General features: G+C 56.2%; 20 protein-coding genes and 1 tRNA gene. 7 read left to right on the forward strand and 14 right to left on the reverse strand.

Annotated elements, in window-relative coordinates; all coding sequences use genetic code 11:
• Nucleotides 1-42: 42 nt before the first annotated feature.
• Nucleotides 43-1,476 (reverse strand): NAD(P)-dependent oxidoreductase, encoded by a 1,434-nt coding sequence (locus tag K3J57_RS14855; protein ID WP_259792890.1) that lies wholly within the window; start codon nt 1,474-1,476, stop codon nt 43-45.
• A gap of 255 nt (nt 1,477-1,731) precedes the next feature.
• Here K3J57_RS14855 and K3J57_RS14860 point away from each other — a divergent pair, with 255 nt between their 5' ends.
• Nucleotides 1,732-2,535, forward strand: coding sequence for an undecaprenyl-diphosphate phosphatase (locus K3J57_RS14860; RefSeq protein ID WP_259796522.1), 804 nt, complete (start codon nt 1,732-1,734; stop codon nt 2,533-2,535).
• Nucleotides 2,536-2,616: 81 nt separating this feature from the next.
• Here the strand turns inward: K3J57_RS14860 and K3J57_RS14865 are convergent, their stop codons facing one another.
• Nucleotides 2,617-3,597 carry a complex I NDUFA9 subunit family protein gene (locus K3J57_RS14865; protein WP_259776280.1) on the reverse strand — a complete coding sequence of 327 codons (981 nt, stop codon included), beginning with the start codon at nt 3,595-3,597 and terminating at the stop codon, nt 2,617-2,619.
• 163 nt (nt 3,598-3,760) lie between these two features.
• Here K3J57_RS14865 and K3J57_RS14870 point away from each other — a divergent pair.
• Together K3J57_RS14870 and K3J57_RS14875 are read left to right on the forward strand one after the other, a co-directional pair.
• Nucleotides 3,761-3,847 (forward strand) — tRNA-Leu (locus K3J57_RS14870).
• Between the two features lie 80 nt (nt 3,848-3,927).
• A complete protein-coding gene (locus tag K3J57_RS14875; protein WP_259796524.1) occupies nt 3,928-5,322 on the forward strand; it encodes a site-specific integrase in 1,395 nt (464 codons plus the stop codon).
• 50 nt (nt 5,323-5,372) lie between these two features.
• On the opposite strand, the gene K3J57_RS14880 is transcribed toward K3J57_RS14875, so the two are convergent.
• The 8 genes from K3J57_RS14880 to K3J57_RS14915 all read right to left on the reverse strand — a co-directional run bounded on the left by K3J57_RS14880 (nt 5,373) and on the right by K3J57_RS14915 (nt 15,215).
• Nucleotides 5,373-5,570: a hypothetical protein gene (locus K3J57_RS14880; protein WP_259796527.1), complete on the reverse strand. Its 198-nt coding sequence runs from the start codon at nt 5,568-5,570 to the stop codon at nt 5,373-5,375.
• Nucleotides 5,571-6,567: 997 nt separating this feature from the next.
• The gene (locus K3J57_RS14885; RefSeq protein ID WP_259796528.1) at nt 6,568-6,939 is read right to left on the reverse strand and encodes a BRO-N domain-containing protein; all 372 of its coding nucleotides are present in this window, start codon (nt 6,937-6,939) and stop codon (nt 6,568-6,570) included.
• A 312-nt stretch (nt 6,940-7,251) separates the two neighbouring features.
• Nucleotides 7,252-11,103 carry a hypothetical protein gene (locus tag K3J57_RS14890; protein ID WP_259796531.1) on the reverse strand — a complete coding sequence of 1,284 codons (3,852 nt, stop codon included), beginning with the start codon at nt 11,101-11,103 and terminating at the stop codon, nt 7,252-7,254.
• A gap of 12 nt (nt 11,104-11,115) precedes the next feature.
• The gene (locus K3J57_RS14895) at nt 11,116-11,616 is read right to left on the reverse strand and encodes a ribonuclease H family protein (RefSeq protein ID WP_259796533.1); all 501 of its coding nucleotides are present in this window, start codon (nt 11,614-11,616) and stop codon (nt 11,116-11,118) included.
• 372 nt (nt 11,617-11,988) lie between these two features.
• The gene (locus tag K3J57_RS14900; RefSeq protein WP_259796537.1) at nt 11,989-12,540 is read right to left on the reverse strand and encodes a recombinase family protein; all 552 of its coding nucleotides are present in this window, start codon (nt 12,538-12,540) and stop codon (nt 11,989-11,991) included.
• Between the two features lie 511 nt (nt 12,541-13,051).
• On the reverse strand, nt 13,052-13,744 hold the full coding sequence (locus tag K3J57_RS14905; RefSeq protein WP_259796541.1) for a hypothetical protein: 693 nt from the start codon (nt 13,742-13,744) through the stop codon (nt 13,052-13,054).
• Nucleotides 13,741-14,418, reverse strand: a complete 678-nt coding sequence (locus tag K3J57_RS14910) for a hypothetical protein (RefSeq protein ID WP_259796543.1) — start codon at nt 14,416-14,418, stop codon at nt 13,741-13,743. Before K3J57_RS14910 ends, K3J57_RS14905 begins: the two co-directional genes overlap by 4 nt.
• Nucleotides 14,415-15,215 carry a TIGR04255 family protein gene (locus tag K3J57_RS14915; protein WP_259796546.1) on the reverse strand — a complete coding sequence of 267 codons (801 nt, stop codon included), beginning with the start codon at nt 15,213-15,215 and terminating at the stop codon, nt 14,415-14,417. Before K3J57_RS14915 ends, K3J57_RS14910 begins: the two co-directional genes overlap by 4 nt.
• An 867-nt stretch (nt 15,216-16,082) precedes the next feature.
• Between K3J57_RS14915 and K3J57_RS14920 the strand changes: the two genes are divergently transcribed.
• The 3 genes from K3J57_RS14920 to K3J57_RS14930 all read left to right on the forward strand — a co-directional run bounded on the left by K3J57_RS14920 (nt 16,083) and on the right by K3J57_RS14930 (nt 19,065).
• The gene (locus K3J57_RS14920; protein ID WP_259792896.1) at nt 16,083-16,730 is read left to right on the forward strand and encodes an RluA family pseudouridine synthase; all 648 of its coding nucleotides are present in this window, start codon (nt 16,083-16,085) and stop codon (nt 16,728-16,730) included.
• Between the two features lie 156 nt (nt 16,731-16,886).
• Entirely contained in the window at nt 16,887-18,014 is a 1,128-nt protein-coding gene (locus tag K3J57_RS14925; protein ID WP_259796549.1) for a beta-ketoacyl-ACP synthase III, read from the forward strand.
• Nucleotides 18,015-18,639: 625 nt separating this feature from the next.
• Complete coding sequence (locus K3J57_RS14930; protein ID WP_259785605.1) at nt 18,640-19,065, forward strand: hypothetical protein; 426 nt, start codon at nt 18,640-18,642, stop codon at nt 19,063-19,065.
• Nucleotides 19,066-19,258: 193 nt separating this feature from the next.
• Here the strand turns inward: K3J57_RS14930 and K3J57_RS14935 are convergent, their stop codons facing one another.
• From K3J57_RS14935 to K3J57_RS14950, 4 genes are all read right to left on the reverse strand, one after another.
• Nucleotides 19,259-20,698, reverse strand: a complete 1,440-nt coding sequence (locus tag K3J57_RS14935) for an aldehyde dehydrogenase family protein (RefSeq protein WP_259773618.1) — start codon at nt 20,696-20,698, stop codon at nt 19,259-19,261.
• A gap of 360 nt (nt 20,699-21,058) precedes the next feature.
• A complete protein-coding gene (locus K3J57_RS14940) occupies nt 21,059-21,262 on the reverse strand; it encodes a DUF2783 domain-containing protein (RefSeq protein ID WP_055187303.1) in 204 nt (67 codons plus the stop codon).
• 5 nt (nt 21,263-21,267) lie between these two features.
• Nucleotides 21,268-22,878 (reverse strand): FAD-dependent oxidoreductase, encoded by a 1,611-nt coding sequence (locus K3J57_RS14945; RefSeq protein ID WP_259796552.1) that lies wholly within the window; start codon nt 22,876-22,878, stop codon nt 21,268-21,270.
• Nucleotides 22,879-23,045: 167 nt separating this feature from the next.
• The gene (locus K3J57_RS14950) at nt 23,046-23,996 is read right to left on the reverse strand and encodes an MBL fold metallo-hydrolase (RefSeq protein WP_055187305.1); all 951 of its coding nucleotides are present in this window, start codon (nt 23,994-23,996) and stop codon (nt 23,046-23,048) included.
• Nucleotides 23,997-24,048: 52 nt separating this feature from the next.
• On the opposite strand from K3J57_RS14950, the gene K3J57_RS14955 reads away from it, so the two are divergent.
• Nucleotides 24,049-24,615 (forward strand): DUF2585 family protein, encoded by a 567-nt coding sequence (locus K3J57_RS14955; RefSeq protein ID WP_259792905.1) that lies wholly within the window; start codon nt 24,049-24,051, stop codon nt 24,613-24,615.
• Nucleotides 24,616-24,620 lie beyond the last annotated feature (5 nt).

Genomic DNA, 24,620 nt, shown 5'->3' on the forward strand with positions numbered 1-24,620 from the left:
GCGGCGTGAGTTGCGGCCCGGCATGCCCCGGATATGTCCTGATTATTCAGCGGCGAGCGCGGCTTTGTTTGCCAGTGTCTCGACGATATTTGCCCCGGCTTCGCGCCCGTCGCGGATCGCCCAGACCACCAGGGATGCCCCGCGCACGATGTCGCCCACGGCCCAGACATCTTCCATGTCGGTCCGGTGGGTGCCAAACGCGGCTTTCACAGTGCCCCAGCGGGTGACCGGCAGTTCCGGCTGATCCCAGAGCGTCGGCAGGTCTTCCGGTTCAAAGCCAAGCGCCTTGATCACCAGATCGGCCTCTTCGACATAATCCGCCCCTTCGATCACTTCGGGGCTGCGACGGCCAGACGCGTCCGGGGCGCCAAGGCGCATTTGCTGCACCATCACGCCGTTGACCGGCTCACCGGTGAAACCTTTGGGAGCGGCCAGCCAGACGAATTCCACGCCTTCCTCTTCGGCGTTCTGCGTTTCGCGCTGCGAGCCGGGCATGTTGGCGCGGTCGCGGCGATACAGGCATTTGACCGAGGTGGCCCCCTGACGAATCGCGGTGCGCACGCAGTCCATGGCGGTGTCGCCGCCGCCAATCACGACAACTTTCTTGCCCTTGGCATTCAGTTCGCCGCTTTCAAATTCCGGCACGGTGTCACCGAAATCGGTTTTGTTCGAACAGGTGAGATAGTCGATCGCCCGCACGATGCCCGTGGCCCCCGCGCCGGGACCGGACAGGTCGCGGGTCTTGTAAACGCCGGTGGCGATGAGCACGGCATCATGGCTGTCACGAATCTCGGCAAAGGTGACGTCCTCGCCCACATTGCTGTTCAGTTTGAAGGTGACGCCTGCGCGTTCGAGCAATTCGACCCGGCGCATCACCACGTCTTTTTCCAGCTTGAAGCCGGGGATGCCATAGGTCAGCAACCCACCCGCCCGGTCGTGACGGTCATAGATGGTGACCGCGTGGCCTGCGCGCACCAGCACGTCAGCAGCCGCCAGACCGCCCGGACCCGCGCCAATGATGGCAACGCTTTGGCCGGTGGCTGGACCCGCGGTGATCTCTTCCACCCAGCCCTGTTCCCATGCGGTGTCGGTGATATATTTCTCAACCGCGCCGATGGTGACGGTGCCATGGCCGGATTGTTCAATCACGCAATTGCCTTCGCACAGACGGTCCTGCGGGCAGATGCGACCGCAGATTTCCGGGAAGGTATTGGTGGCCTGACTGAGAGCGTAGGCCTCTTTCAACCGACCGGTGGCGGTCATGCGCAGCCAGTCGGGGATGTTGTTGTGCAATGGGCAATGGGCCTGACAGTAGGGCACGCCACATTGGCTGCAGCGGCTGGCCTGTTCTTCCGCCTTGGCGGCCGCGAACTCGGCATAGATTTCCTGAAAGTCCTCTTTGCGAGTCTCCGCCGACCGCTTTTCGGGCATATCGCGGTTGACGCTCACAAATTTCAACATCGGCTGTTTGGCCATTCCTTGCTCTCCGTCACATCTGCGTGTTCGCTGGGAACACATGGCTGGGTACGCCCTTGTAAATAAGGCTGGAGCAAATGAAAAGTCAGCAACACTGACCTATATGTCGATTTTTTAGGGTCCCATCGTGAGTTTCTTCTCAAGTTCATAAAAAATAAGTAAGTTATGCTTACCTTTATTTCCCCTTCCCTTTCGCTCACAAGCAGGTAGCTTGCCAAAATCTTAGAAATACAGGCTTTTACCACAGGTGTCCCAATGACGCTCGCGCATCTTTTCCTGGTCGCAATTCTGCAGGGAATCACTGAATTCCTGCCGGTCTCGTCATCCGGGCACCTGGTTCTGGTGCCGGTGGTGACAGGGTATCCCGATCAGGGGCAGGCGATTGATGTGGCGGTGCATCTTGGCACCCTGCTGGCGGTGGTGATCTATTTCTGGCGGGATGTGCGGATGGGGCTGGCCGGGATCCCGCGCATGTTGGCGGGGCGTATCGATACGCCCGGCGCCAGGCTGGCGTTTCTGTTGATGATGGCCACGCTCCCTGCTGTTTTGTTCGGTCTGATGCTGAAACTGACCGGGCTGGATGATGCGATGCGGTCGGTCAAGGTGATCGCCTGGACCATGCTGGGATTTGGCATCGTGCTTTACATTGTCGACCGAAACGGGGGCGAGGCGAAGCGGGAAGGCGACTGGACCTTGCGGGATGCTTTGATCATGGGGCTCTGGCAGGCGGTCGCGCTGATCCCCGGAGCGTCGCGTTCGGGCGTCACCATCACCGGGGCGCGGGCGCTGGGATATGCGCGTTCGGACGGGGCGAAGCTTGCCATGTTGATGTCGATCCCGACCATCTTTGCCTCCGGTGTCCTGTTGGGGGCAGAGGTGGCCGCCGAGGCCAATTGGCAGCTGGCAAAAGATGGGGCAATTGCTGCGGTGCTGTCATTCGGCGCGGCCCTTCTCGCGCTGAGTTTGATGATGCGCCTTCTGCGGTCGGTCAGTTTTACACCCTATGTGATCTATCGCGTGGCGCTTGGGCTGGTGCTGTTGGTCTATGCGTATAGCTAAAGCGTTCAGCCGCTTGCCAACGTAACCCCACAAAAAAGGCGCGGTCCCTGCCGCGCCTTTTGCATTTCAGATACCGTGACCTCAGGCTTTGAGGTTCTTGGCAGACGCCGTGATGGCCGCATATTGCCCGTTTTCGCGGAAGCGCCACAGGTAATCGGGCAGCATCGCATCCATGGCCTTCGGCTGAATGCCCAGATCGGCAAAGCCTTTCGCATCGTCACTGACCACGTGGTCCACGCGCAGGTTACGCACCTGGTCGCGGCTCAGAAGCGACGGCACCAGATCAAAGCTGAGCTTCTGCACCATGTCGAACGCAAACGCATTGATGCGGGCAATGCCGAACGGGATGTTCACGATGCCACGGCGACGCTGCACATGGCGCAGCATACGCTTGAGCAGATCGCGGAAGCTCTCCACATCCGGACCACCAAGTTCGTAAATGCCAGCCTCGGCCTGACCGAGAATAGCTTTCTCCGCAGCTGCGGCCACGTCATCCACATGCACCGGCTGGAATTTGGTGTCAGCGCCGACCACGGGAATCACCGGGCTCATCCGGGTCATGTTGGCGAAGCGGTTGAAGAACGCATCTTCCTGCCCAAAGATGATTGACGGACGCAGGATGACGGCAGAGGGGAATGCCTCCTGCACGGCGGCATCACCGCGCGCTTTGGTGCGGCCATATTGGCTGGGGGCGTCCGGGTCCGAGGCCAGTGACGACACATGCACAAGGCGCTCAACGCCTTCTTCGGCTGCAATCTGGGCGATCCGACCGGCGGCGATGTCGTGCACCTGATGGAAGGTGTTCTTGCCACGCGGCAGCAGGATGCCGACACAATTCACAACGGCATCAGCGCCTTGCATAACCTCGCGCACCGAATTGTCATCGCGGATATTGCACAGCATCGGCTCAACCTGGCCGACTGCACCATAGGGTTTGACGAAAAGGGCCTCGTTCGGGCGGCGCACCGCCACACGAACACGCCAGCCCTGCTTTGCCATGCGGCGCGCAACATAGCGCCCTACAAAACCGGACCCGCCGTAAATGGTCACTAGCTTGGACATCCATGTCCTCCTTGCAAATCTCGCGCAAATGCTTTCGCATATCTCGCGCAAATTCATAGCTTTCCAGACCGGTTTGGGCAAGGTGGAAAGGTTTTTTCAAAAAACCCACATTTCCCGCTTGACCCCCCCCGGCATACCCATTACATCGCCCCTCACCAACCGTGCCCAGATGGCGGAATTGGTAGACGCGCTAGCTTCAGGTGCTAGTGTCCGTATGGACGTGGAGGTTCGAGTCCTCTTCTGGGCACCATTTATCCCGCTTTAAGTAATTGAATTATATGGGGAATTAGTTCCCTTGCATTCGATTTGCATACACGCTTACCTACACAAATGGGCAAAGCGATGCGGAATGTGACCGTGAAATACCTCAAGCAAGACAAACGAACCGGCAGCTATGTTTATCGACGTAGGGTCCCAAAGATTCTCGAAGAAGTCGTTCGGAAGCGTGAATTCATAACCGTCATAGGTAAATCCATGAACGAAGCCATGATGCGGTACGGTGCCGTGCATGAGCGGATTGAGCATATGGTGAGCTTGGCAAAGAATGGGGTCTCAGGACTTTCTCCCTCCGAACAGTCAACCCGATTGGCAGCCCTGTTGGAAAGCTGGGGCGCTGACCCCAACAGTCGGGGGCGTACTGACAGTGAGCAAACTTGGCGCGAAATTGCTGCTGATCGTCTAATTGAGAAATACCAAGACCCCAATACTGGCGAATATGTAGGTGTCCCTGAGAATGAGGGTGCTTTGGCCTCTGCGCTACTTGGGGGCGTAGATAAACAGCCCCAAGTGGTGACCGTGACGGATGCCTTCAAGTTCTATCTGGAAGAAAAATCCCTGCCCATTCCAGAACAACGAAAAAAACAGGTCCAGCGGTTTGCCCGAGCTGAGAAGAATTTGACGTTTGTTCTAGGGGGGGACCGGTCTGTCTCTGCGATCACCCGAGCGGATGCCAGGGCATGGCGCGATATGAGAGAAAAGCAGGGTGTAGCTTCTTCAACGATCCGCAGGGAGACGAATGACATTCGAGCTGTAATAAACCTGGCGAACAGTGAGCTGGGGGCAGGGGAAAGCAACCCGTTTAATGGGTTGAAGCTGAAGGCGTCCGGTGTTGTGCGGCAGAAGGAGCGGCTCCCTCTAGAGCCAAAGACAATCGAGGGTGTCTACACTGATTTGGTCGCCTCTAGGTCAAAAGATGCCAAGTCACTTTTACAGATCTGGACCATGCTAGATTTTACGGGTGCAAGGCCCTCTGAAATCCGAATGCTAACCTTCTCTGAGATAGTTGTGGATGCTGAGGTTCCCCATATTGTCATTCGGGAGAGAGAGGATCGAACGCTCAAGAGTGGTTGGTCCATGCGAAAGGTGCCACTCGTCGGGTTGGCTTTGGAGGTCGCCCAGGAGGTTGCCTCAGGAGCCCGTGGGGATGACTACGCGTTTCCCCGCTTTGCATCTGCTGGCGGTCTGGATCGGCTCTCTCAAGCCCTCTCAAAGCGAGTGAGGGTCTATACGAAAGACCCCAAGCATGTCCCTTACAGTCTCCGGCACAATATGAAAGATCGGATGCGAAAAGCGGAAGTTTTCCCGGAAACCGCGAAGGCGATTGAAGGTCACGCTCTGAGCGCGGGGCAAGATAGCTCGTATGGTAGTGAAATATCTTTGAAGCAAAAACAGGAAGCCTTGATGAAGGCGCTGGAAGGCTACAGTCCGTTTCAAGAGGATCGGTAAAAAACAGAGGGCGGCACCTATCAGCACCGCCTCCTTTGGTTCCCTCAGGGTTACTCCGCAGGCACCCCCGCCAGTACTCTCTCAAGGTAGAACTTGAAGGGTCCAAAACGGACCTCCAGACCAATCCCCCACACATTCCGGTTCAACATCGCGAACATGAACAGCTCCCCTTCAAGGCGTGGATCGTGCTGGATGTCGAATACATATTTTCCAATGGTGAGGAGGGGCTTGGTTGGGTCTTTTGTCATGTCAATTCTCTTTCAACTAGATGCTCGAAGTAGAGGAGAATTGTTTCCACTCGTGGGAACTTCCCATTTGTGGTTTTCTTGTTCTCCTTCAAGTGCTTAGCTGCATTCCAAAGGGGCGTCAATGGTGTTTCCTGGTCGCTTCAGGGTGTGCGATTGATATAGCCCAAGCAAGATACATTCTTGCCCCCTTCGGAATGGGCCGACCTTGCTCCCATCAAGCCCTTCTCACTGGGAATTCTTCATTCACTCGTCCCTCAAGGACCTGCTGAACGTAAGTCACGATGGAGACCCCAAAGAACTTTTGAGTGTAGGCGCTGGCTGCCTGGGAAATGGTTTTGTCTCGCCCTCGCACGAAGTACCTACGCTCGAAAAACGGGTTGGCGCAGAGGAGTGTTGGGTCTCTGAGAATTCGCCTGAGCCCCGCATCATGCGGCACACAGTCAAGAATGTCTTTCATTGCCCCCAATCGCTCGAAGATTGGTTTTGAATAGACCATGTGCGCCAGATCCAGAGCACGTGTGTAATGCTGACTGGTCATCCGTGCGTTTTCAGTTTGGCGCGGACCTCTGGCCGCATTCTTTTGGCATTGCCTGTTGCAATAACGCTGATTTCGTCGTGCAGGTTGGAACTGGGTTTGGCATTTCGGACATACCTTTAAGGTAGCCGTGGTCGCCACCTCATCGGATGGAGACCCATTGGTGCTATCAAGCATATTGGTTCTTTCTATGGAATTGGGGGACCACAAATGGTCAACTTCATCCTCATTTCCTCATCGAGGAATGAGATATGGGGTCTTTCCCTTAAGGACTTCCTAGAAGGTCACCTTAGAGGTCGGCCCATGAACATGGTCTTTTGAGATTGAGGAGGAGTAGGATGACCATTCAGGTCACCTTTAAGGTCTCCTATTTCATATACGGAGGCGGATTGAGCCTGAACCCGATGGGTTGCCCGCAAGTCTCCACCTTTCAGATCTACCTATTACATATACGGAGGCGGATTAGCCCCCATCCTTCCGGATTGCGGGGAGGACCACTTTGGTCACCCAGTCTTGGAACTGTTGGGCTTCCGGCTTGTTGGACCGCATGATCAGCTTGTAGAGGCCGCTTTCAGAGATGAACCAGTGTGGGTGGTGGGCAGACATTTTGTGGCGAGCCAAAAGAGGCACAGAATTACTGAGGCTCTTTATGCTCTCCTTAACTTTCTCCTCGGGGTCTATGTAGTTAAGGATGGTATGCGTCGATCTGGTTTTGTATTCCAAAACCTTCAGCACTTCCTTAGCGATGAACCACGGCTCACCTTCACGGTCCCATACGGTAAATTTCAGGTTGCCCAGCGCGGGGGCTTCAAAGGTTTTCAGTTGGTCGGTCATCGGTTCTTCTCCCTTCTCGGAGGTGTTGCTCTTAGGGACACATTGCAGGCTACCTGAGAAATTCTCAGGCACCTCCCGCTAAAGCAACGAAAGAGCCTGTGCTGAACACAGGGTATTGAAGTTCATCAAGAACCGTTCATCATTGTTAGGGAAGGTTTGCAGCTACCTGTAAAAATTACAGGGAGCCCTTTGCGGAGTAACTCGCAGATTAAGTTGACTTTCTGTCAACCTCTTCCAGTTCTCTTGATCGCTCATGACCAATGAGGAGAGGCCCCGTAGGGCCCCTCTCAGTTTTTCAGAGATGCAATACGCCTAGAACCCCAGAAGCAGGTTCCCACGCTCACCTTCTTGAGCCTTGCCGCTTCGGGCATCCGCTTCGTATCGCTCATAGGCAATCCAGGCGTCATAGAGCTCCGGGTGTCTCTCAAAGAGAGCCGCTCGGGCCTTCTGCTTGTAGCCCGCAATGATGCCTCTCAGCATCTCAACCCGGTGGCTTTCAGAGGGAGTAGTGACCCCATCAGGGATACGGCTCCGATCCAGGTCATATCGCCGGGTCTGCATGGTCGCCTTCAGGCGTCCCTTCAGGATCTTCCCGCCGATCTTCACGGTCCCCATGAGCTTTGCCCATTCCTGGTATTGCTCGGAGGAAAGCTTGATCTGGCCGATCTTCCGATCAGGTCCGGTGAACCCGTAGCCCAGCTTGCGGAGCTCCTCATCCACTTCATCCTCCGGACCAGAGGTTGCCGTGATGTAGCCAAGTAAGCGCGTTGGGTTCTCAATGGCTTCCCCAGAGACCCAATCATATCGAATGGGAAGCTCATCAGACATGCCAGGAGTGTTCGCCTTGATCCGGGCCAGATAGCCCCGTGCCTCTCTTGAGAACTCGTCACTGTCCTGGTTGAAGGTCCGGTTGGCTGAGGCGAAGGGAACCATTGCGGCCACCCGTTGCTCCATCCAGCGCTGGGCAACTTGGGGTCTGTCGGAGGAATGCAGGACCTCAATCACGTCCGCCATCCCCTGGAGCCAGGTCTTGGAGGTAAGGTTCCGGCCCACAGAGGCCACCAGCATGGCGAACAGTCCGGCGCTATCAAAGGCAGGATCGTTCTCACTGGCCTGGATCATCTCGGCAATATCCCCGGCAATCCCAAAGGGGAGAGCGTAAGGGTCCATCCGCTTGTATTCGACCCAGTGGGGTTCCTCAGGGGTTCCCAGGTTGATCGAATAAGGCTGCCATTTCTTGTCCCGCATCCAGAGGCCACGGGTCTTCCCATCGGTTGGTCCTCCTCCGGTGATCCGCCCCTCATAGGAGAGCATCAGCACCGCCAAGCTCAGAGCCACGCCAGTTGCCATTTCACCCGCCGCTTCCGCCTTGATGTTGGGATCAGAGGAGAACAACCGCTCCCGATACTGGGAATGAAGCATGTTCACCCCCGGCACCCGGTGGAACGCTTTGGTCAGGATGTTCGCTGGTGTTTGGATGAAGGGCGTGATCTGCCTCAGCACCGGATGCCTATTCGCCATCTGCTGCCACCCATGGGAGAAAGAGCCTTCCTTCAAGGGCTGGGTGAAGGTCGCCTCTCGGGCCACCCTCAGGGCATCCGCAGCATATTTGGAACCCTCATTGGCTGCCCCCAGGTTATCGCGGATGAACTGGGCTTTGACTTCTGGGTCATCAACCACCCTGCCTTTGAACAGCATGTCCTCCCAGCGGCCCTCAAGGGTTTGCACCGTCATGGTTGCCGCTCGGGTTTCCCCTTCGATGAACTCTCCTGCACTGGCATAGCCCATGCGCTTGAGCTCCTCTGGAGGAAGGGCCTGCACCTCAGCCGTTAGCCGTGCCTGGAGGCGTGAGCGGAACATGATCTGCTTGAAGAATTCATCCTCTGCCATAAGGAACCGTCCAGGCACCCGGACAAGTGCCCCCATGCCATCGACGATCTTCCCACCAAGCTGGCTTTCAACGCCCAGGGTATCCTTGGAAATCGCTCGGAACCCCTCATTCTGATAATCAAGCTTCACCTGGGTATCCAAGACGGGCATCTCGTTCTTCAGTACCCGACCAGACAGGCGGATACTGTCCATCACGGCAGACCGCAGGGCCACATATTGCTGGAACCCTTCGCGGACCTGTTGGGGATTGCGGGTCACCACACCGCCCATGACCCGTTCCATGGGGAGAACCACGGTATTGACCATGTTGGAGGTGACGTTCACCGCATGGGTTCGCCAGCCAGAGAGGATGTTGTTGATGAAGACCTCATTGACCACCTTCAGGCCTCGATTGAGCCGACCCCCACGGGTCATGTCCCTCAGGAGAGCTGCCTGTTGAGCCGGACCACCCGCCATGCGGAGCTGTTTGGCTGCCTTGCGGATTGCCTTCGAGCCCCCAGCAGCCTCCACGCGGGTCAATGCGTCCATAGCCTGAGCATCAATCCCATCAGTGGTCCGAATACGCCCCACAGAGGTGGCCCGAGCGGCTGCCGTTTGGATGCGCTTCAGGTGACCTTGCAGGTCCGTGTGGGTCTGCATTAGGTCCAGGAGGCGGGCTTCCACCACAGGGTCCACCTTGCCCAGCGCATACATCCCATCGAGCTTAGTGGCGACCTGGGAGACCTCCCGGCCAAGAGATTGCAGCGCCATCTTCCCGGCCACCAGGAACTTCCCTTGCTCAACCGCACTCTCCCCCACGGCGGCAACCCGTTCGGTCAGCTCATCCAGGCTTCCACCTGTCAGATTGGCAAGTTCCTCCTTGGCTGAGGCTATGACGGTATCAAAGCTCTCAGGCTTATCCAGCCCCAGGCGTTCAAGGGCACCACTACGGGCCAGGGCATCTCCTGCAACTTCAATCATTGCCTGGGCTTCCATCGGCCCATCCATCTTGGAGGCATTGAACCAGAGGCTTTCCGAGATTTGCTCCGGGGTCACCATCTCCTTGTCCGCCATGGCTGCCCGAATGGCATCAGGATCTGCCAAGGGGAGTTCTTTCGGGGTATCCACACGAGTTTCCGGGGTGAGGAGCATCGGACCATCGGGGGCATCCAGGGCAACACCCTCTTCCATGGCCCCACGGGCTTCCTGGGTGGCCTCATCCACCAGTTCCTCACTTTGCTTGATCAGGGCTTCACCAGCTTCTCCGCCAACACGCTTCCCTTTGGCTGCCAGGGCAAGACCTTTGAGGCCCTTCAGGGTGAATTCTATGGCACTGCCCAGGATAACCCCTTCGGTGACATTCCTCATCCGGTTCATCCACTCGGGGTCCTCAGGGTCGGTTGCCAAGGCTTCGGTAAGGAAGGGAACGGCGTATTCGTTCTGCTCTGCCCAGGCGGTGAGGTTCGGATCATCCGGGTCGAAGACCACCCCGTCAGCAATGGCTCCATTGACGAATGCCCCCCAGAGCCCTTTGAGCCCTGTGACCTTTCCCGCCCCGGCCATGCCCGCCAGGAACTGAGTGGTGGAAGAGGTGAACCGACCAAGGCCCGTGACGGGTTCCTTGATGGTCGTGACCTCCACCGCATCACCTTTGACCGTGGTCTTGCCTCCGAGCCAATCCTCATCCCCTTCACTTTCATGGAAATATTTGAGGTCGGGGTCAATCCGGCCCTCCTGGTTCACGATCTGGAGCCGTGAGGGGATGCCCCAATCATCCAACTTCTTTGAAGCGGCAATGTCGAAGCTCTCCAGGGTGTCCACGGTTTCGTTGAGGGCCTCCTGGATGCCGTTGCCAATCCCCTGGGCAATTTCCCCCAGGATGGAGGTGTCCTCCGGGTCTTGCGCATTGGGATTATTGCCCCGGATCAGCTCCCCCAGGGGACCAAAGTCTCCAGGTTCTTCAAGGGAGGCGTGTTGGAGGATGGATGCCGAAGTCCCTTCCCCAAATCGGGCATCAAACTTCTCTGACATATCGGGATGAGCTCGCAGGTAAGCCATGTCCTTGGAGGTGGGCTGAGAGCTTCCTGTGTGGGCTCGTGGAGAGGTATTGGAGATTGCAGCGGGTTCACTAGTGCGGTGACCTTCAAGGGCTTCTTGAGGCCGCTCCGCGCTGCTGTGAGCTTGCAGATATTGAGCTGCTTTCCCCTCTCCGAACTGAGCGTCAAACTTCTCCGCCTTTTCCGGGTGATCGAGAAGATAGGCCACATCTTTGGTGGTCGGTGTCGAGCTGTTCATATCTCGCTCCTCTTATTGTTCGATGGCGAAGGTGATTGGGCCAAAGCCCGCGCGTCCTGTGGTGGTATCCTGTGCAAGTGCGTTTACACGTTCATTACCAGGGATACCGGCATGACCTGGGATGTGCTCAAAGGTGACCGTGCGTGTATCCAACAGGCCATCCAGACGTTCCCAGAGGTCGCGGTTCTTCACGCTCTTCTTCTGGGCATTCCGCCAGTTCTTCACCTTCCATGCTTCAAGCCATTGCGTGGCTCCGTTCACCACGTAGGCACTGTCGCTGTAGATGTGGACGCGGGCACCTTCTGAGGTCATCTCCAGGGCGCATATTGCGGCAAGAAGCTCGGCTCTCTGGTTGGTTGTGTCGCGGAGAAACCCTGAGGCTTCCGTGAAGGTGCCATCGGGGTTGTGAGTGAAGTGGGCCCATGCGCCTGGACCGGGATTGCCGTGGGAAGCACCTTCCGTATAGGCAATGTGGGTTTGTTCCGCCAGGGCGGTTGCAGTCGGGTGTTCCATGTGGGGGTATCCTTAGTGTTTATTCAGGGAAGAAAGGCATAGAGCTCTATCTTATGGGGCCACCTAATTCGAAACGCCTTGTTTCATTGGCTCTGTGGGATCTGCTGTTCACAGGGCAAATTGGTCGTTGTGAGCGACATCCATATCCGCAAAGACCGATTGGTCAGGCATAGCGGTTTGCAGTCAGGTATCCGGCACGGTGGCCTTACGATTTGGTTGACGGAGAAGAGCGATGCACTCCTCTATCTTATTAGGTCACCTAATTAATAAATGTATTTGCACCCGGCTCTGTTTCTCTTCACGCAAAACCGATAAACAAACCTAGCCCCGCGAACAATTGGAGAGGCCCCACGGTTGAGAATGGAGGAGAGCTCAGTCTCCCCCCAGCGCCCGGTAGACGGAAGATCGCGCAATGCCGAACTCTTTGGCAATCTGGGCGGGCTTCATTCCCCCATCACGCGCTTTCCGCACCGCGTCATGATCAATTGTCACAGGTCGCCCATTGAACCGCCCTTGCGCCTTTGCCAGTTCGATCCCTTCCTTTTGACGTTCGGCACGAAGACCCGTTTCGAACTCAGCAATTGCCCCCAACATGGTGAACATGAGGCGTCCCTGTGGGGTAGTCGTGTCAATGCTCTGCTCAGTGACCCTGAGGCCGACCTCTTTCCGCTCTAACTCCTGCGCAATGTCATGGAGGTCTTTGACCGACCGGGCCAGACGGTCCAATCGGGTCACCATAAGCACATCCCCTTCACGGACCCACTCCAAGGCATCCGCAAGTTTTGGGCGTTTGTCGCGTGACGTTCCGCTGGCTTTGTCGATGAAGAGTTTTGTGGCCCCGTTAGCTTGGAGGAGACCAATCTGGGCTTCCTCGTTCTGCTCCACAGAGGAAACCCGTGCATATCCTACTATCGTGCCAGTCATGTCCTGCCTCACTGTCCCAAAATCTCTAGGCTTTATGGGATTATCGTCCTATAATTGTCAACCCCAACTTATCGGACAAAAAATAACCAATGAAATCAGGGGCTGCTCTTACCTGGTGAAATGTCCTACTTGGTATACCTTCCGGGACACCAGGATCGTTCCTCTTCTGTTCTCTTATGGGGCAACCTAATTGATCCAGCCCCACTGTTCCCCGCCAGCGCACCCCCAGGGTCCCTGCAACTTGACCAGGGTGGTCACTCATCCAGAGGAAAAGACCTCGGAGGGTGGAGTGGGGAAGAGAGGGGGCCGTTGAGGTGGCCCGTAGGGAGGGGGTACGGGGGGAAATCCACCGCGCTCGATACCGTAGAAGGGGTCTCAGATTTTTAGGGCAAAAAATAGCGAACAACAAAACCCTGCCAAAGTGGACACTAAAAACCGAAAGGGTCAACCAATAGTTCTCTATAGGAAAGCTAGAAACCAAACAGAAGGGTACCGAGACCTTAATATAACACTAGGAAGCAACGTGGTTTCTCATCGTGACAACGGTAGATTTATATTCATCAAGCAACCCGCCCCGGTATTCAATGACGCTGACCTTATGTGCCTCCTTCGAAACCGCAGTGTGCAACTTAACCCTTAACGCCGCCTTGGCAGCCCTGAGGTCGCCGCCATATATTGTCCCAAATATGTCTCCATGGGAAAGCACTTGATCATCTTTGCCTACATCTATCGGAGTATCATAAAGGCAAAACATCCGCCGACCTTCTTCGCACAACAGATCAAATACGACATTGGCTGGAAATTGGATAACCCCAATAATGCCCCCTTCATGAGGCTTATCCTTTTGAGCCCGATCATAGAGTTTTTTTGCTTGTATCAGCATCTCATTATCTGGGGCGAGCACCTCCCTCATCACTGAAATTCCGCACGTAAACGCCGCATCGAACAGTTGAGCCTTAAACCCGAAGGGGACTTCCTTTAATTTTTTTTCATCACGATACATCTGGCGCGTTTGCTGCGGATGAGAAACCAGATATGTTATACTCTCATCCGCCCCAATGGGCCCATGGCCGCCCTCGCACTCAGCAGCAGCCTCACACTCACATTGTGGGGATCGCTCACAGAAATACACAGCAGCGGTACTATCTTCTGGCCGCGCATCCAGCACTTCCCTTAAATGGTCCGGACAAGAAACGTCAGTCACACCGAATTCTTAGCTTTCAAGATCAATTCAAATATCTTTTTCCGATCTTCGCTATTCTCGATAACAAGTGACCCAGTCTCGTTGGCGACACCATCAATCGAGAGCGCATAGCTCATCACGCCATCGTCGAAGACATCAACAACCCCAAGCAAACTTCCACATTCAGAATATAGTTCAAAGGATATATCTCCCTCCGACAAAACACTTAGGTCAGGGATGATTCCAAGATCCAGGTCCCAAGCCATGAGCAATTTTTCTGAAAGCTCCAAAACAAGCTTTGAAGGTGCTTTCGAGCCATACCCATCCCAATCATCTTCAAAGGTGCTAAACAAAGAAATTTGCTGAAGAGGAAACTTTAGCTCTAAGCGGGTGGGGGCCGCAAAAAACGCAGGTTTGGGCTTTTCACCAAGTAAGACAGGATTGGTGTTTGGAGCTTGCGCCCTCTTATATTCTCCTAGGACAACAACATCCGAACCTTTTTTAACACTTACAGTTGCCTCAGAATTGTCGATTTCTGTGACCAGCCGAGCATGCGGGAACGCCGAGCGAACATGTTGTAATTTACGAGGTACAACAGAAACATCTGAAGTGTTTTCAGCCAAATAGCGTTGAGCGGCATGAGCTTTTTCAAACTTCGTTGCTTCACTCAAGTTATCGAATGCTTTCCAGTTCATTCGCCTATCCCAACCATCTCTTTTGCATCATCAGTCAAAGTAGACATAAACACCTCCTTCGATAGAGTATGTAGATCTTTAAATATCTCGTTCAACGCTGCTACCTCATCGACAGGCTCATCCAGCCGCGCTTCCACAACGGATTTGATAAACACTGAGAGAAAGGGAATATCTGGCTGATCAACACGAGCTACTCGCGTTTCAGACATGTCCAAGTTGACCAAAACAGCTCCATTGTCGGCGGGCACAAACCAGCCTCGACGACTATGCCATGGAAATCCGCTGCCGACCGCTTCTTTTGGCAAATGCAACGATGGAACGTTTACAACTTCGTCAATATTGGCTTTCGTCGGATCTCCTTCAAAGACAAACCGATCATCGTATTCAAGCTTCACGGTTTTGATTGAGACAATATCTCGCACTTTGGCCAAATAGGGGATTAATGTTTTCTGCACATGCTGAACGAAGGCACTCCATGACTCATAGTTGTATGAAGAAAGTACAGCGAGGTCTTTGGTGTAGCGGGCAAGTTCCAAGCTCTGATCTGTATCTGCATAAAACGCAACCCCAACGCGATCAGGTTGGGAGACCACACTCTTTCCCCCATCTTCCAAACTAACGCTAAATTCAATGTTGGCACTGGCCACATCTTGCTTGACTGGAAAAGTTCCATCAGCGACGAGTGCCTCAGTGAACTGCGTGGCTGCGTCAAGCACCTTCATCGGCACTGCATCAGTAAAAATGACAGCAAGAGAAACACGCTCAATCGCATGTGCGCCAGAAGCAGGGGTCCACATTCAGCAACTTCCAATCATAAAGTTCAGCAAATAAATCCTAGGACTTCGTCACTTAGATCAAACATCTAATCAAACTGCAATCACCCAATACCCTCTTATAAGGGAATTTTAACCTAGGCGTTGGGCAAACTCTTCCACCGCTTCTTATTAATTCATCATCAACATCTCATTAACACTTTGCCTACCATCTTAGCCAACTCCAACCATCAGTGGAATGTTGAAAAGAAGCCGTGATGGTCGCCGCTTCTCACTTGTAGCCTAATCGGAAGTTCCTAGAGGGTGCCACTATTGGCAAGCCAGTTACACCACCCCATGGTGAGCAAATCGTTAAGTACTGCTAACGCTCCAAAATGGAAGGAACTTTATCCATTTCTCCAGTCAACCCAGGAAGCATCACATCACTTTTCCCCTATTGCTCTGAAGATTTCCCCTGAGTGCGCCCCTTGATGTACGTTTTAGCCCCCTCTTGCATTCCCCCGTACGTCCCCAAGTCCTCAAAAGGTGCCGCCAACCGTGGTTTGGCCGCAACTCAGGGCGCGTAATACCCACTTTATTTCGGACCCATTGAAGGACTGGACGAACATTCTGGATGTGCTGAGTGATTGTGTTTGGTCAGTTCGCCCTCGTCCCGCAGAAGAGTGATCCTTCCACTACACAAATGACTACACAAGTCGCATTGAGATCTTTATTAATCTATTGAAAACAATGGCTAAGCGTTTTGCGGGAAACCTCTTCTGGGCACCATTTCCCCTTGAAATGGTAACATACACTCTCCCGCAAGAACGGGTGCGTGCCGCATTGGTCAACTCTCTCCCCTCAGCGCCCGGTCCCTTGCCTCTTTCCGCCTGTCCGGCTATCCCGCCCGAGATGACTGATGCCTACGCCCCTCCGCAGGACCCTTTGGTGATTCTCCACCAGGACCATGAAATCCTCGTGGTGGATAAACCCTCCGGATTGCTGTCTGTCCCCGGAAAAGGGGAGCATCTTGCGGATTGCCTGATCACACGTATTCAGAACGTGTTCCCCGAGGCTCTCCTGGTGCATCGCCTGGATCGCGATACGTCCGGCGTGATGGTTTTTGCCATGACACCTCATGCGCAACGCCACCTGGGACTGCAATTTGAAAAGCGTCAGACCAAAAAGACCTATGTTGCGCGGGTTTGGGGGGAATTGGCGCAGAAAGAAGGCACCGTCGACCTGCCGCTTATCGTTGACTGGCCCAACCGGCCAAAACAGCATGTGGACCATGAAAACGGCAAACAGGCCATCACCGACTGGAAAGTGATGCGGTATGAGGCGGGCAATACACGGGTGCGGCTCTTTCCCAAAACCGGGCGCAGCCACCAGCTCCGCGTGCATATGCTGGAACTTGGCCACCCGATCCTGGGCGATCCGTTCTACGCAACCGGTGACGCCCTGAACGCGCCGCGCCTGATGCTGCATGCCGAACAGCTCCGCCTGCGCCACCCGGATGGGGGCAAGGGCATGAGTTTTCGCGCAAAAACCCCGTTCTGATCCGATGTGCTTTTTCTTGCTCTAAATACCTCGGGGTCTGGGGCAGCGCCCCAGCCACGCCTCATAGAGGGCGCAAAGCCCAGCTGACCAAGCGTCACCTATCTTGCCCTTTCCGCCCGTCTTTGCTTGAGTATGCGGACCTATCAGGAGGTCCCCATGTTCCAACCCGTCATCACCGGCACCGGTGTTTTCACCCCCAGCGACATCATCACCAATGCCGAACTGGTTGAGGCGTTCAACGCCTATGCTGCGCGGATGAACGCGGAAAACGCCGCTGCGATTGCAGCCGGAGAGATGGATCCGATCGGCGCCTCCAGCGAAGAGTTCATCGTGTCCGCCTCAGGCATTCACCAGCGTTTTGTCATGGACAAAAGCGGGGTGCTGGATCCAGAACTCATGCGGCCACGGTTGCGGGCGCGCACGGATGATGAGCCGGGGATCATGACCGAAATGGCGGTGGATGCCTGTGAGAAAGCGTTGGAGAAGGCCGGGATCACGGCGGATCAGATTGATCTCGTGATCTGTGCCGCCTCCAACCATGAACGCGCCTATCCGGCGATTGCGATTGAGATCCAACAGGCGCTGGGGGCTGGGGGGTTTGGCTTTGACATGAATGTTGCCTGTTCCTCGGCCACGTTCGGCATTCAGGCGGCGGCAGACATGATCCGGTCGGGGTCTGTGCGCCGCGCGCTGGTGGTCAACCCCGAGATCTGTTCGGCCCATCTGGAATGGCGCGACCGGGATTGCCACTTTATCTTCGGCGATGTCTGCACGGCGACCGTTCTGGAACGGAAAGAGGACGCAAAAGGCGCGCATTTTGAGATCCTCGGCACCAAATGCCTGACGCAGTTTTCCAACAATATCCGCAACAATAACGGCTTCCTGCGCCGCACCCGCGAAGAGGGCGGCGCGCTGCCTGACCGCCGTGACATGCAGTTCATGCAAAACGGCCGCAAAGTGTTCAAAGAAGTGCTGCCGATTGTGTCAAAACACATCCTTGGCCACATGGAAGAACTGGGCGTGGGGCAAGATGATCTGAAACGGATCTGGCTGCATCAGGCCAACAAGACGATGAATGATTTCATCGGGAAAAAGGTGCTGGGCCGTGTGCCGGAAGAGGGCGAACAGCCCAACATCCTGCAAGACTACGCCAACACCTCCTCAGCAGGGTCGATCATCGCGTTCTCGAAATACTCCGACGATCTGGCAGCAGGGGATACCGGCGTGATCTGTTCGTTTGGGGCCGGCTATTCTGTGGGGTCTGTGGTCGTGCGGCGGGCTTGATTTTCGGTGCAACCTGGGCTGCCGGGCAGGGGTTGGAGATCAATTTGGCCTGAGGCTGTTCGGACAAATTCCAAACCCATCCCATGGTCAGGTGGCAGAGCCATGATGATGCTATGGTCGCCCTTTGAAAACCCATCCACGCGCCATCCGGCTTCTGTGATCACATGTTCAAGCTCATGAGCATTCTCGGAATTGAGAAGTAACTCAATGATTGCTTCTGCGGCATCACGGGCATTCGCTTCGTGATCAAGTTGAACGCAGCGGTAGGTATATGAAGTCCCTGCATCCAACGCCTCATACCCACGTGTCAGAAAATGCGATGCTGTTCCCCCCAGTAGGAGGCCTGTGAGAATTAGTCCAATTGGCTTCATGAGAAACGCTCAAATAAAGTTTGAATGAAAGTTGCCAAAAGGGCCCGCAAATTGCGAGCCTTTTTGTGTTTCTAGTGACCGGGAGTTACCCGTTCGGCCAACCCGACACCGCTTTCACGTCGAGGAAATCCCTGCCCCAAAGGCGCGCTGAAATTGCCGTATAACCCGCAGCATTTGGTGGTTCTGTCCCGTATTCTTGTAATGATGGCGGGGATGGGCTCAAATATGTGCAGAAAAGCGAAAGGGGGGATGAGATGTCGCTAGCAAATGATTTGGCGCTGACGGTCCATATTCTGGGCTTGTTCATGGGTGGGGCTTCGGCCTTTGGATTACCTGTCATTGGGGCGCTTGCTGACAAGGCTGAGCTTGAGCACAAACCTGTCTTGGGGCGGGCGGTCAAGCCGCTTAAAATGATTGGCCACATTGGTCTTGGCCTGATCCTGATCACAGGTGTTTTGATGGCAACTGCCGGGGGGATATGGAGTTCCGGGCCGTTCATATTCTGGATAAAACTGGTTGCAGTAGGCGCTTTGATCGCAGGGATTGTCGTTGCCGGAAAGACCGGCGCGCTTGCAATGGCCGGTGATGCTGAGGCGGCTGCGAAGATGCCGGCGCTCAGTATGTTCAACATTGGCATGGGTGTTTTGGTCGTACTGTTTGCAGTGCTTGCTTTTAACTAAAGCGTTTCGGTTTTAACCTGACACAGGGCAAAACCGAAACGCGGCAAGAGATATCAATGTCGTGGGCGTTGCGGAATAAACATGTGTCTCAAGTTTATCCCGAAACGCTTTAAAGCGTTCGGCGTGCTCACAGGGCGCAACTGGAAAAGGGCCCGCAAATTGCGAGCCCTTTTGTGTTTCCGATGACGGGGGGTCACCCGTTGAACCAGCCCGACACGGCTTTCACTTCGAGGAAATCCTCGATGCCCAATTCGCCGCCTTCACGGCCGATGCCGGATTGTTTGTACCCGCCAAAGGGCGAGCCTGCGGCGCGCGAGGTGCCGTTGGCTTCAACCATGCCAGAGCGCATCTGACGGATCACGCGGTTCAGACGCTCGCCGTTTTGGGTCTGCACATAGTTTGTCAGGCCATAGACCGTGTCATTGGCGATCTCGACCGCCTCTTCCTCGGTGTCAAACGGGATCATGGTCAGGACCGGGCCAAAGATTTCCTCGCGCGCGATGGTCATCTGGTTGTTGGCGTCGGCAAAGACGGTGGGTTTGACGAAATAACCCTTGTTCAGACCTTCCGGGCGGCCAAGGCCACCGGCGACAAGGCGCGCGCCTTCGTCGATGCCTTTCTGGATCAGGTCCTGGATCTTGCCCCATTGCAGCTCGCTCACCACCGGGCCAATGTGGCGACCTTCTTTATGGGCCACGTCCACTGCGGTCTTTTCAGCAGTTTCTCGTGCAATCTCAACAGCTTGGTCATAGATCCCGCGCTGCACCAGCATCCGCGAGGGGGCATTACAGCTTTGCCCGGTGTTCTGCATCATGTGGCGCACGCCGCGCACCACGGCTTTTTCGTCCGCGTCATCGAAGATTATATTGGCACCCTTGCCGCCCAGTTCCAGCGCCACGCGTTTGATCGTGTCGGCGGCGGATTTGGAAATCGCGATGCCCGCGCGGGTGGAGCCCGTGAAGCTGACCATGTCCACATCCGGGTGCGAGGTGAGCTGTGACCCAACACCCATCCCGTCACCATTGACCATGTTGTAGACGCCAGCGGGAACCCCGGCTTCGTCCATGATCTCGGTCCAGACAATCGACGAGAGCGGCGCCACTTCGGACGGTTTCAGCACCATGGTGCAGCCCGCGGCAAGCGCGGCCACCACTTTCAGCGCCACCTGGTTCATCGGCCAGTTCCATGGCGTGATCAGCGCGGTCACGCCAACCGGTTCATACAGCAGCCGGTCATTCGGAGCGTGATCCCCCAGCATCCGATCAAATTCGAACTCTTTGAAAGCCTTGATGAAATTTGCGATATGCCAGCTGCCGGCACCCACCTGAGAACTGCGCGACAGGTCAAGAGGGGCTCCCATTTCCAGAGTCATCGCCTGTGCCAGATCCTCGGCCCGGGCGGCATAGACCTGATGGATCTTTTCGATCAGGGCCAGCCGCTCCTCTTTTGAGGTCACGCTCCAGCTTTTGAAGGCGTCTTTGGCGGCGGCCACGGCGGCATCTGTGTCAGCCTGATCACCGAGCGAGATTACCGCGCAGACCTCTTCGGTCGACGGGTCGATCACCTCGCAATCATGTGCCTTGGCCGGGGCGACCCATTGGCCATTGATGTAAAAGTCGCGTTTCTCGATCATATTCCTGACTCCCTGGACGGATTTGGTGGCACTCTTGCATTCAAAAATTCTGGGCGCAAGCCCTGCAGGTCTCGCCTTGGATTAATTTGATCAAATTTTTGGGGAATTGGCAACAGCGAAGAAAAGGCGGGGAGATCAGGTGTTGTAAGAACCGGGAATGATCACGGTTGGCACCAAGGGATGAGGCGGTGTTCAGCGCGTTGAAGAATTGCAGGGAAACGCTGTTTGCCAAACGCAATGTTCCCTCCTGAAAGGCGGATCATCGCGCGCAGCCAGAGAGATGCCAAAGCCGCGAACCCTCTGTCTGAAAGGGATATTTCTGCGGGACGGGCGGGGCGCCTGACGCGCCCCGCGGTTTTCTTATTTCAAGGCGGATTTGGCCGCGTTGATTGCAGCCGACAGCACATTGCGGTCCCCGACATGGTTGGCCAGGACCAGCACAATCCGCGCATTCAGCGCATCACTATCTTCTTTCGACAGCCCCTCATGGGCGGTCAGAAGCTCGGCATAAAAATCGTCTGCGCCGTCGATATTCGGGGTCAGGATCAGTTGATTCTCGGTCATGTCACTTACTCCTTGCCAGTGGCGCGGCGAATGGCGGCGCGGAACAGATTGTCGTCATAGCTGGGGCGACGGGCGGCCACGTGTTGGTCCGGGCGGATCAGGTAGACGCCGCTGGGCGCATCGCCCAGATAGCGGGCTTTGAGGGCCCCGGATTTGTCATCCCTGACCGACAGGGCCAGCCGGGTGACTTCAATCCCGTCTTCCTCAATCACATCCGGCGCATCTGCGTCGATGGTCAACAGGGTGAACCTGCCCCCCAGTTTCGGCAGCAAAAAAGCCTCCCCCAGCGGCACATCCGGGCAAGGAGAGCCGGGGCGGGTGCGCTCCGGGCCATCCAGCGCATCGGACGAGTTCAGCGGCGAGCCATCATAGGTGCAGGGCACCGAGAGGCGCCCGGAATTGACCAGCGGACGGGCAAATTCGAACTGTTCCGACAGGTCCAGCACCGCATCCCGCAGAATGCGGCTCATCTCGGATTTCGGTGTGATGAAATCGGTGGAGCGGGAGGAATTGAGGATGTTCTCATCCGCCCCATGCACCCGTTCCATGTCATAGCTGTCGAGCAGGCTTTCGGGGGCTTTGCCCTCCATCACCAGTTTCAGTTTCCAGCCCAGGTTGTCAGTGTCCTGCAGGCCGGAATTTGCCCCCCGCGCACCAAAGGGCGAGACCTGGTGGGCGGCGTCCCCGGCAAACAGCACGCGGCCGTGGCGGAATTTTTCCATCCGACGGCACTGGAACGTGTAGATCGACACCCATTCCAGCTCAAACTTCACATCCTCGCCCAGCATCGCTTTGAGGCGCGGGATGACGTTTTCCGGTTTCTTCTCTTCTTCCTTGTCGATGTCCCAGCCCAGTTGCAGGTCAATGCGCCAGACATTGTCGGGCTGTTTGTGCAGAAGGGCGGACTGGCCGCGGTTGAAGGGCGGGTCGAACCAGAACCAGCGTTCGGTCGGAAACCCGGCTTCCATGATCACATCGGCAATCAGGAAGTTGTCTTCGAACACGCGGCCCACAAAGTCGAGCCCCAGCATCTTGCGCGCAGGCGACCCGGCCCCGTCACAGGGCACCAGCCATTCTGCTTCGAGGTTATAGGGCCCGTCCGGCGTGTCGATTTCCAGCGTCACATGGTCATCATGTGTGCCAATGGCGGTGACCTTGTTGTTGCCGCGAATTTCGATCGGCGCGCCGGCGGCCTCCAGTTCGCGCACGCGGTTTACCAGATATTCTTCGAAGTAATATTGCTGCAGGTTGATGAAGGCCGGGCGTTCGTGGCCTTCTTCCGGCAGCAGGTTGAACTGATACACCTCGCGGTCGTCAAAAAACACCTTGCCGATGTTCCATTCGACGCCCTTGTCGACCATCGGCTGGCCACATCCCAGACGGTCGAGGATTTCCAGCGGACGCTTGGCGTAGCACACCGCACGCGACCCGAAGGAGACCTTGTCATTGTCATCAAGGATCACCACCTCGATGCCTTCCTGGGCCATTTCGATGCCCATGGCGAGGCCGATAGGGCCGGCGCCGATCACCACGACCTTGCGGCGCACCTGCGTGTCGGCGTCCTGATCGGGGCTCCGCTTATAGGCATAAAGCGGGGTTTCAAAGATTTTTGTCATGTCGTTCCTCCTCCGACAAGAGACCGGCCAGGAGAGCTGGTGCGGCCATGGGTTCGGCGCGTTTCTTGCGGACCAGCGCCCCCTCCCGGGCGCGGGTCCATGTTGTGATGTCGGGTGCCTCCGGCGGGGATATTTTCAACCAGAAAATAAGGGGCCGGGGCGGCCGATCAGCCCTGCAGCGCCTCCCACATTTCCAGATCGCGCTGGGCGGTCCAGATGCGGGGGGTGTCGATGCCGCGGGCCTCGTCATAGGCGCGGGCGACGTTGAAGGGCAGGCAGTGTTCGTAGATCGCGTAGTCGGCGAATTTCGGGTCACATTCGGCGCGCACCGCATCCCAGGCTTCTTTGAGCGTTCCATTGCGCGCGGCAACCTTGGCGGCGGGGCGGTAGGTGCTTTCGACGAAATCGCGGGTGTTTTCAATCGCGGCGTTGACCATGTCTTTGCCGACGAGGGCATCCCCCCGGCCCGGCGCAATCGCGTCCACGTCGAAGGCGGCGATATTGTCGAGCGTGTCACCCCAATCGCTGAAATGCCCGTCCCCGCAATAGCAGGCCGAGTGGTATTCGACGATGTCGCCGGTGAACATCACGTTTTCATCCGGCACATGGATCACGATGTCACCCGCCGTGTGGGCGCGGCCCAGATGCATCAGGTCGATACGGCGGTTGCCGAGATAGACGGTCATGTCGTCCGAGAAGGTGGTGGTAGGCCAGGTCAGGCCGGGAATGCTCTCATGCCCTTCAAACAGGCGCGGGAAGCGTTGAAACTCGCTGTCCCAGTCTTCCTGACCGCGTTCCACGACCATCGCGCGGGCCGTGTCGCCCATGATGATCTGATCTGCCCCAAAGGCCGATGCGCCCAGCACACGCACGGCGTGATAGTGGGTCAGCACCACGTGGGAGATCGGCTTGTCCGTCACCGAACGCACGCATTCGATCACCTTGTTTGCGAGGCGCGGTGTGGCCTGCGCCTCAACGATCATTACGCTGTCATCGCCGATGATCACGCCGGAGTTCGGGTCGCCTTCGGCGGTGAAGGCATAGATGTCGCGCCCCACCTCTTCAAAGGTGATCTTCTTCTCAGTCATGTCCCCTTGGGACGCAAAAGCTTTTGCCATGGTTGGGTTTTCCTTCCTAGACGCAGGCAGAATAACGTGATTCTGTTCCTGCATGTTTGATCGACGTCATATGCCCTACTGGGCCGTTTTCTTTGTGTTTGTCGCCACATTGGCGGCGCTTCTGTGGATGGGGCGCAATTTGTATTGCCCCTGCGGGTATGTGCTTTTGTGGTATTCCGGCGATGACAGCGGGCAGGGCTCGCAGCATCTTTTGGACTGGTACGCGCCCAGCCACCTGATCCACGGCTTTCTGTTTTACGGCCTGACCTTCCTGACCATGCGCCGCTTTGCGCTGGGCTGGCGGCTGTTGGTGGCAACCCTGATCGAAGCCGCGTGGGAGGTGGCCGAGAACACCGAGGCGGTGATCAACCGCTATCGCGAGTTCACCGTGTCCGGCGAGTATTGGGGCGATGCGGTGATCAACTCGGGCGCGGATATGTTGGCGATGTTCCTTGGCTTCTGGCTGGCGCTGCGCCTGCCGATCTGGGCCTCGGTTGCCATTATAGTCGGCTTCGAGCTGCTGACCACCTATCTGATCCGCGATGGGTTGGCGCTCAATATCATCATGCTTTTGATGCCCTCCGAGGCAATCCTCGAATGGCAATCGGCCGCAGGATGATCTGA

It is taken from the genome of Aliiroseovarius crassostreae (genome assembly GCF_025137635.1).
GTDB classification, from domain to species: domain Bacteria; phylum Pseudomonadota; class Alphaproteobacteria; order Rhodobacterales; family Rhodobacteraceae; genus Aliiroseovarius; species Aliiroseovarius crassostreae.

What these genes read in the sequence shown, in the direction of transcription:
- K3J57_RS14915 (WP_259796546.1), bottom strand. Translation starts at nt 15,215, where the DNA reads ATGTGGACCCCTGCTTCTGGCGCACATGCGATTGAGCGTGTTTCTCTT.
- K3J57_RS14860 (WP_259796522.1), top strand. Translation starts at nt 1,732, where the DNA reads ATGACGCTCGCGCATCTTTTCCTGGTCGCAATTCTGCAGGGAATCACT.
- K3J57_RS14950 (WP_055187305.1), bottom strand. Translation starts at nt 23,996, where the DNA reads ATGGCAAAAGCTTTTGCGTCCCAAGGGGACATGACTGAGAAGAAGATC.
- K3J57_RS14925 (WP_259796549.1), top strand. Translation starts at nt 16,887, where the DNA reads ATGTTCCAACCCGTCATCACCGGCACCGGTGTTTTCACCCCCAGCGAC.
- K3J57_RS14930 (WP_259785605.1), top strand. Translation starts at nt 18,640, where the DNA reads ATGTCGCTAGCAAATGATTTGGCGCTGACGGTCCATATTCTGGGCTTG.
- K3J57_RS14920 (WP_259792896.1), top strand. Translation starts at nt 16,083, where the DNA reads ATGACTGATGCCTACGCCCCTCCGCAGGACCCTTTGGTGATTCTCCAC.
- K3J57_RS14955 (WP_259792905.1), top strand. Translation starts at nt 24,049, where the DNA reads ATGTTTGATCGACGTCATATGCCCTACTGGGCCGTTTTCTTTGTGTTT.
- K3J57_RS14910 (WP_259796543.1), bottom strand. Translation starts at nt 14,418, where the DNA reads ATGAACTGGAAAGCATTCGATAACTTGAGTGAAGCAACGAAGTTTGAA.
- K3J57_RS14945 (WP_259796552.1), bottom strand. Translation starts at nt 22,878, where the DNA reads ATGACAAAAATCTTTGAAACCCCGCTTTATGCCTATAAGCGGAGCCCC.
- K3J57_RS14935 (WP_259773618.1), bottom strand. Translation starts at nt 20,698, where the DNA reads ATGATCGAGAAACGCGACTTTTACATCAATGGCCAATGGGTCGCCCCG.
- K3J57_RS14940 (WP_055187303.1), bottom strand. Translation starts at nt 21,262, where the DNA reads ATGACCGAGAATCAACTGATCCTGACCCCGAATATCGACGGCGCAGAC.
- K3J57_RS14880 (WP_259796527.1), bottom strand. Translation starts at nt 5,570, where the DNA reads ATGACAAAAGACCCAACCAAGCCCCTCCTCACCATTGGAAAATATGTA.
- K3J57_RS14875 (WP_259796524.1), top strand. Translation starts at nt 3,928, where the DNA reads ATGGGCAAAGCGATGCGGAATGTGACCGTGAAATACCTCAAGCAAGAC.
- K3J57_RS14890 (WP_259796531.1), bottom strand. Translation starts at nt 11,103, where the DNA reads ATGAACAGCTCGACACCGACCACCAAAGATGTGGCCTATCTTCTCGAT.
- K3J57_RS14855 (WP_259792890.1), bottom strand. Translation starts at nt 1,476, where the DNA reads ATGGCCAAACAGCCGATGTTGAAATTTGTGAGCGTCAACCGCGATATG.
- K3J57_RS14900 (WP_259796537.1), bottom strand. Translation starts at nt 12,540, where the DNA reads ATGACTGGCACGATAGTAGGATATGCACGGGTTTCCTCTGTGGAGCAG.
- K3J57_RS14885 (WP_259796528.1), bottom strand. Translation starts at nt 6,939, where the DNA reads ATGACCGACCAACTGAAAACCTTTGAAGCCCCCGCGCTGGGCAACCTG.
- K3J57_RS14865 (WP_259776280.1), bottom strand. Translation starts at nt 3,597, where the DNA reads ATGTCCAAGCTAGTGACCATTTACGGCGGGTCCGGTTTTGTAGGGCGC.
- K3J57_RS14895 (WP_259796533.1), bottom strand. Translation starts at nt 11,616, where the DNA reads ATGGAACACCCGACTGCAACCGCCCTGGCGGAACAAACCCACATTGCC.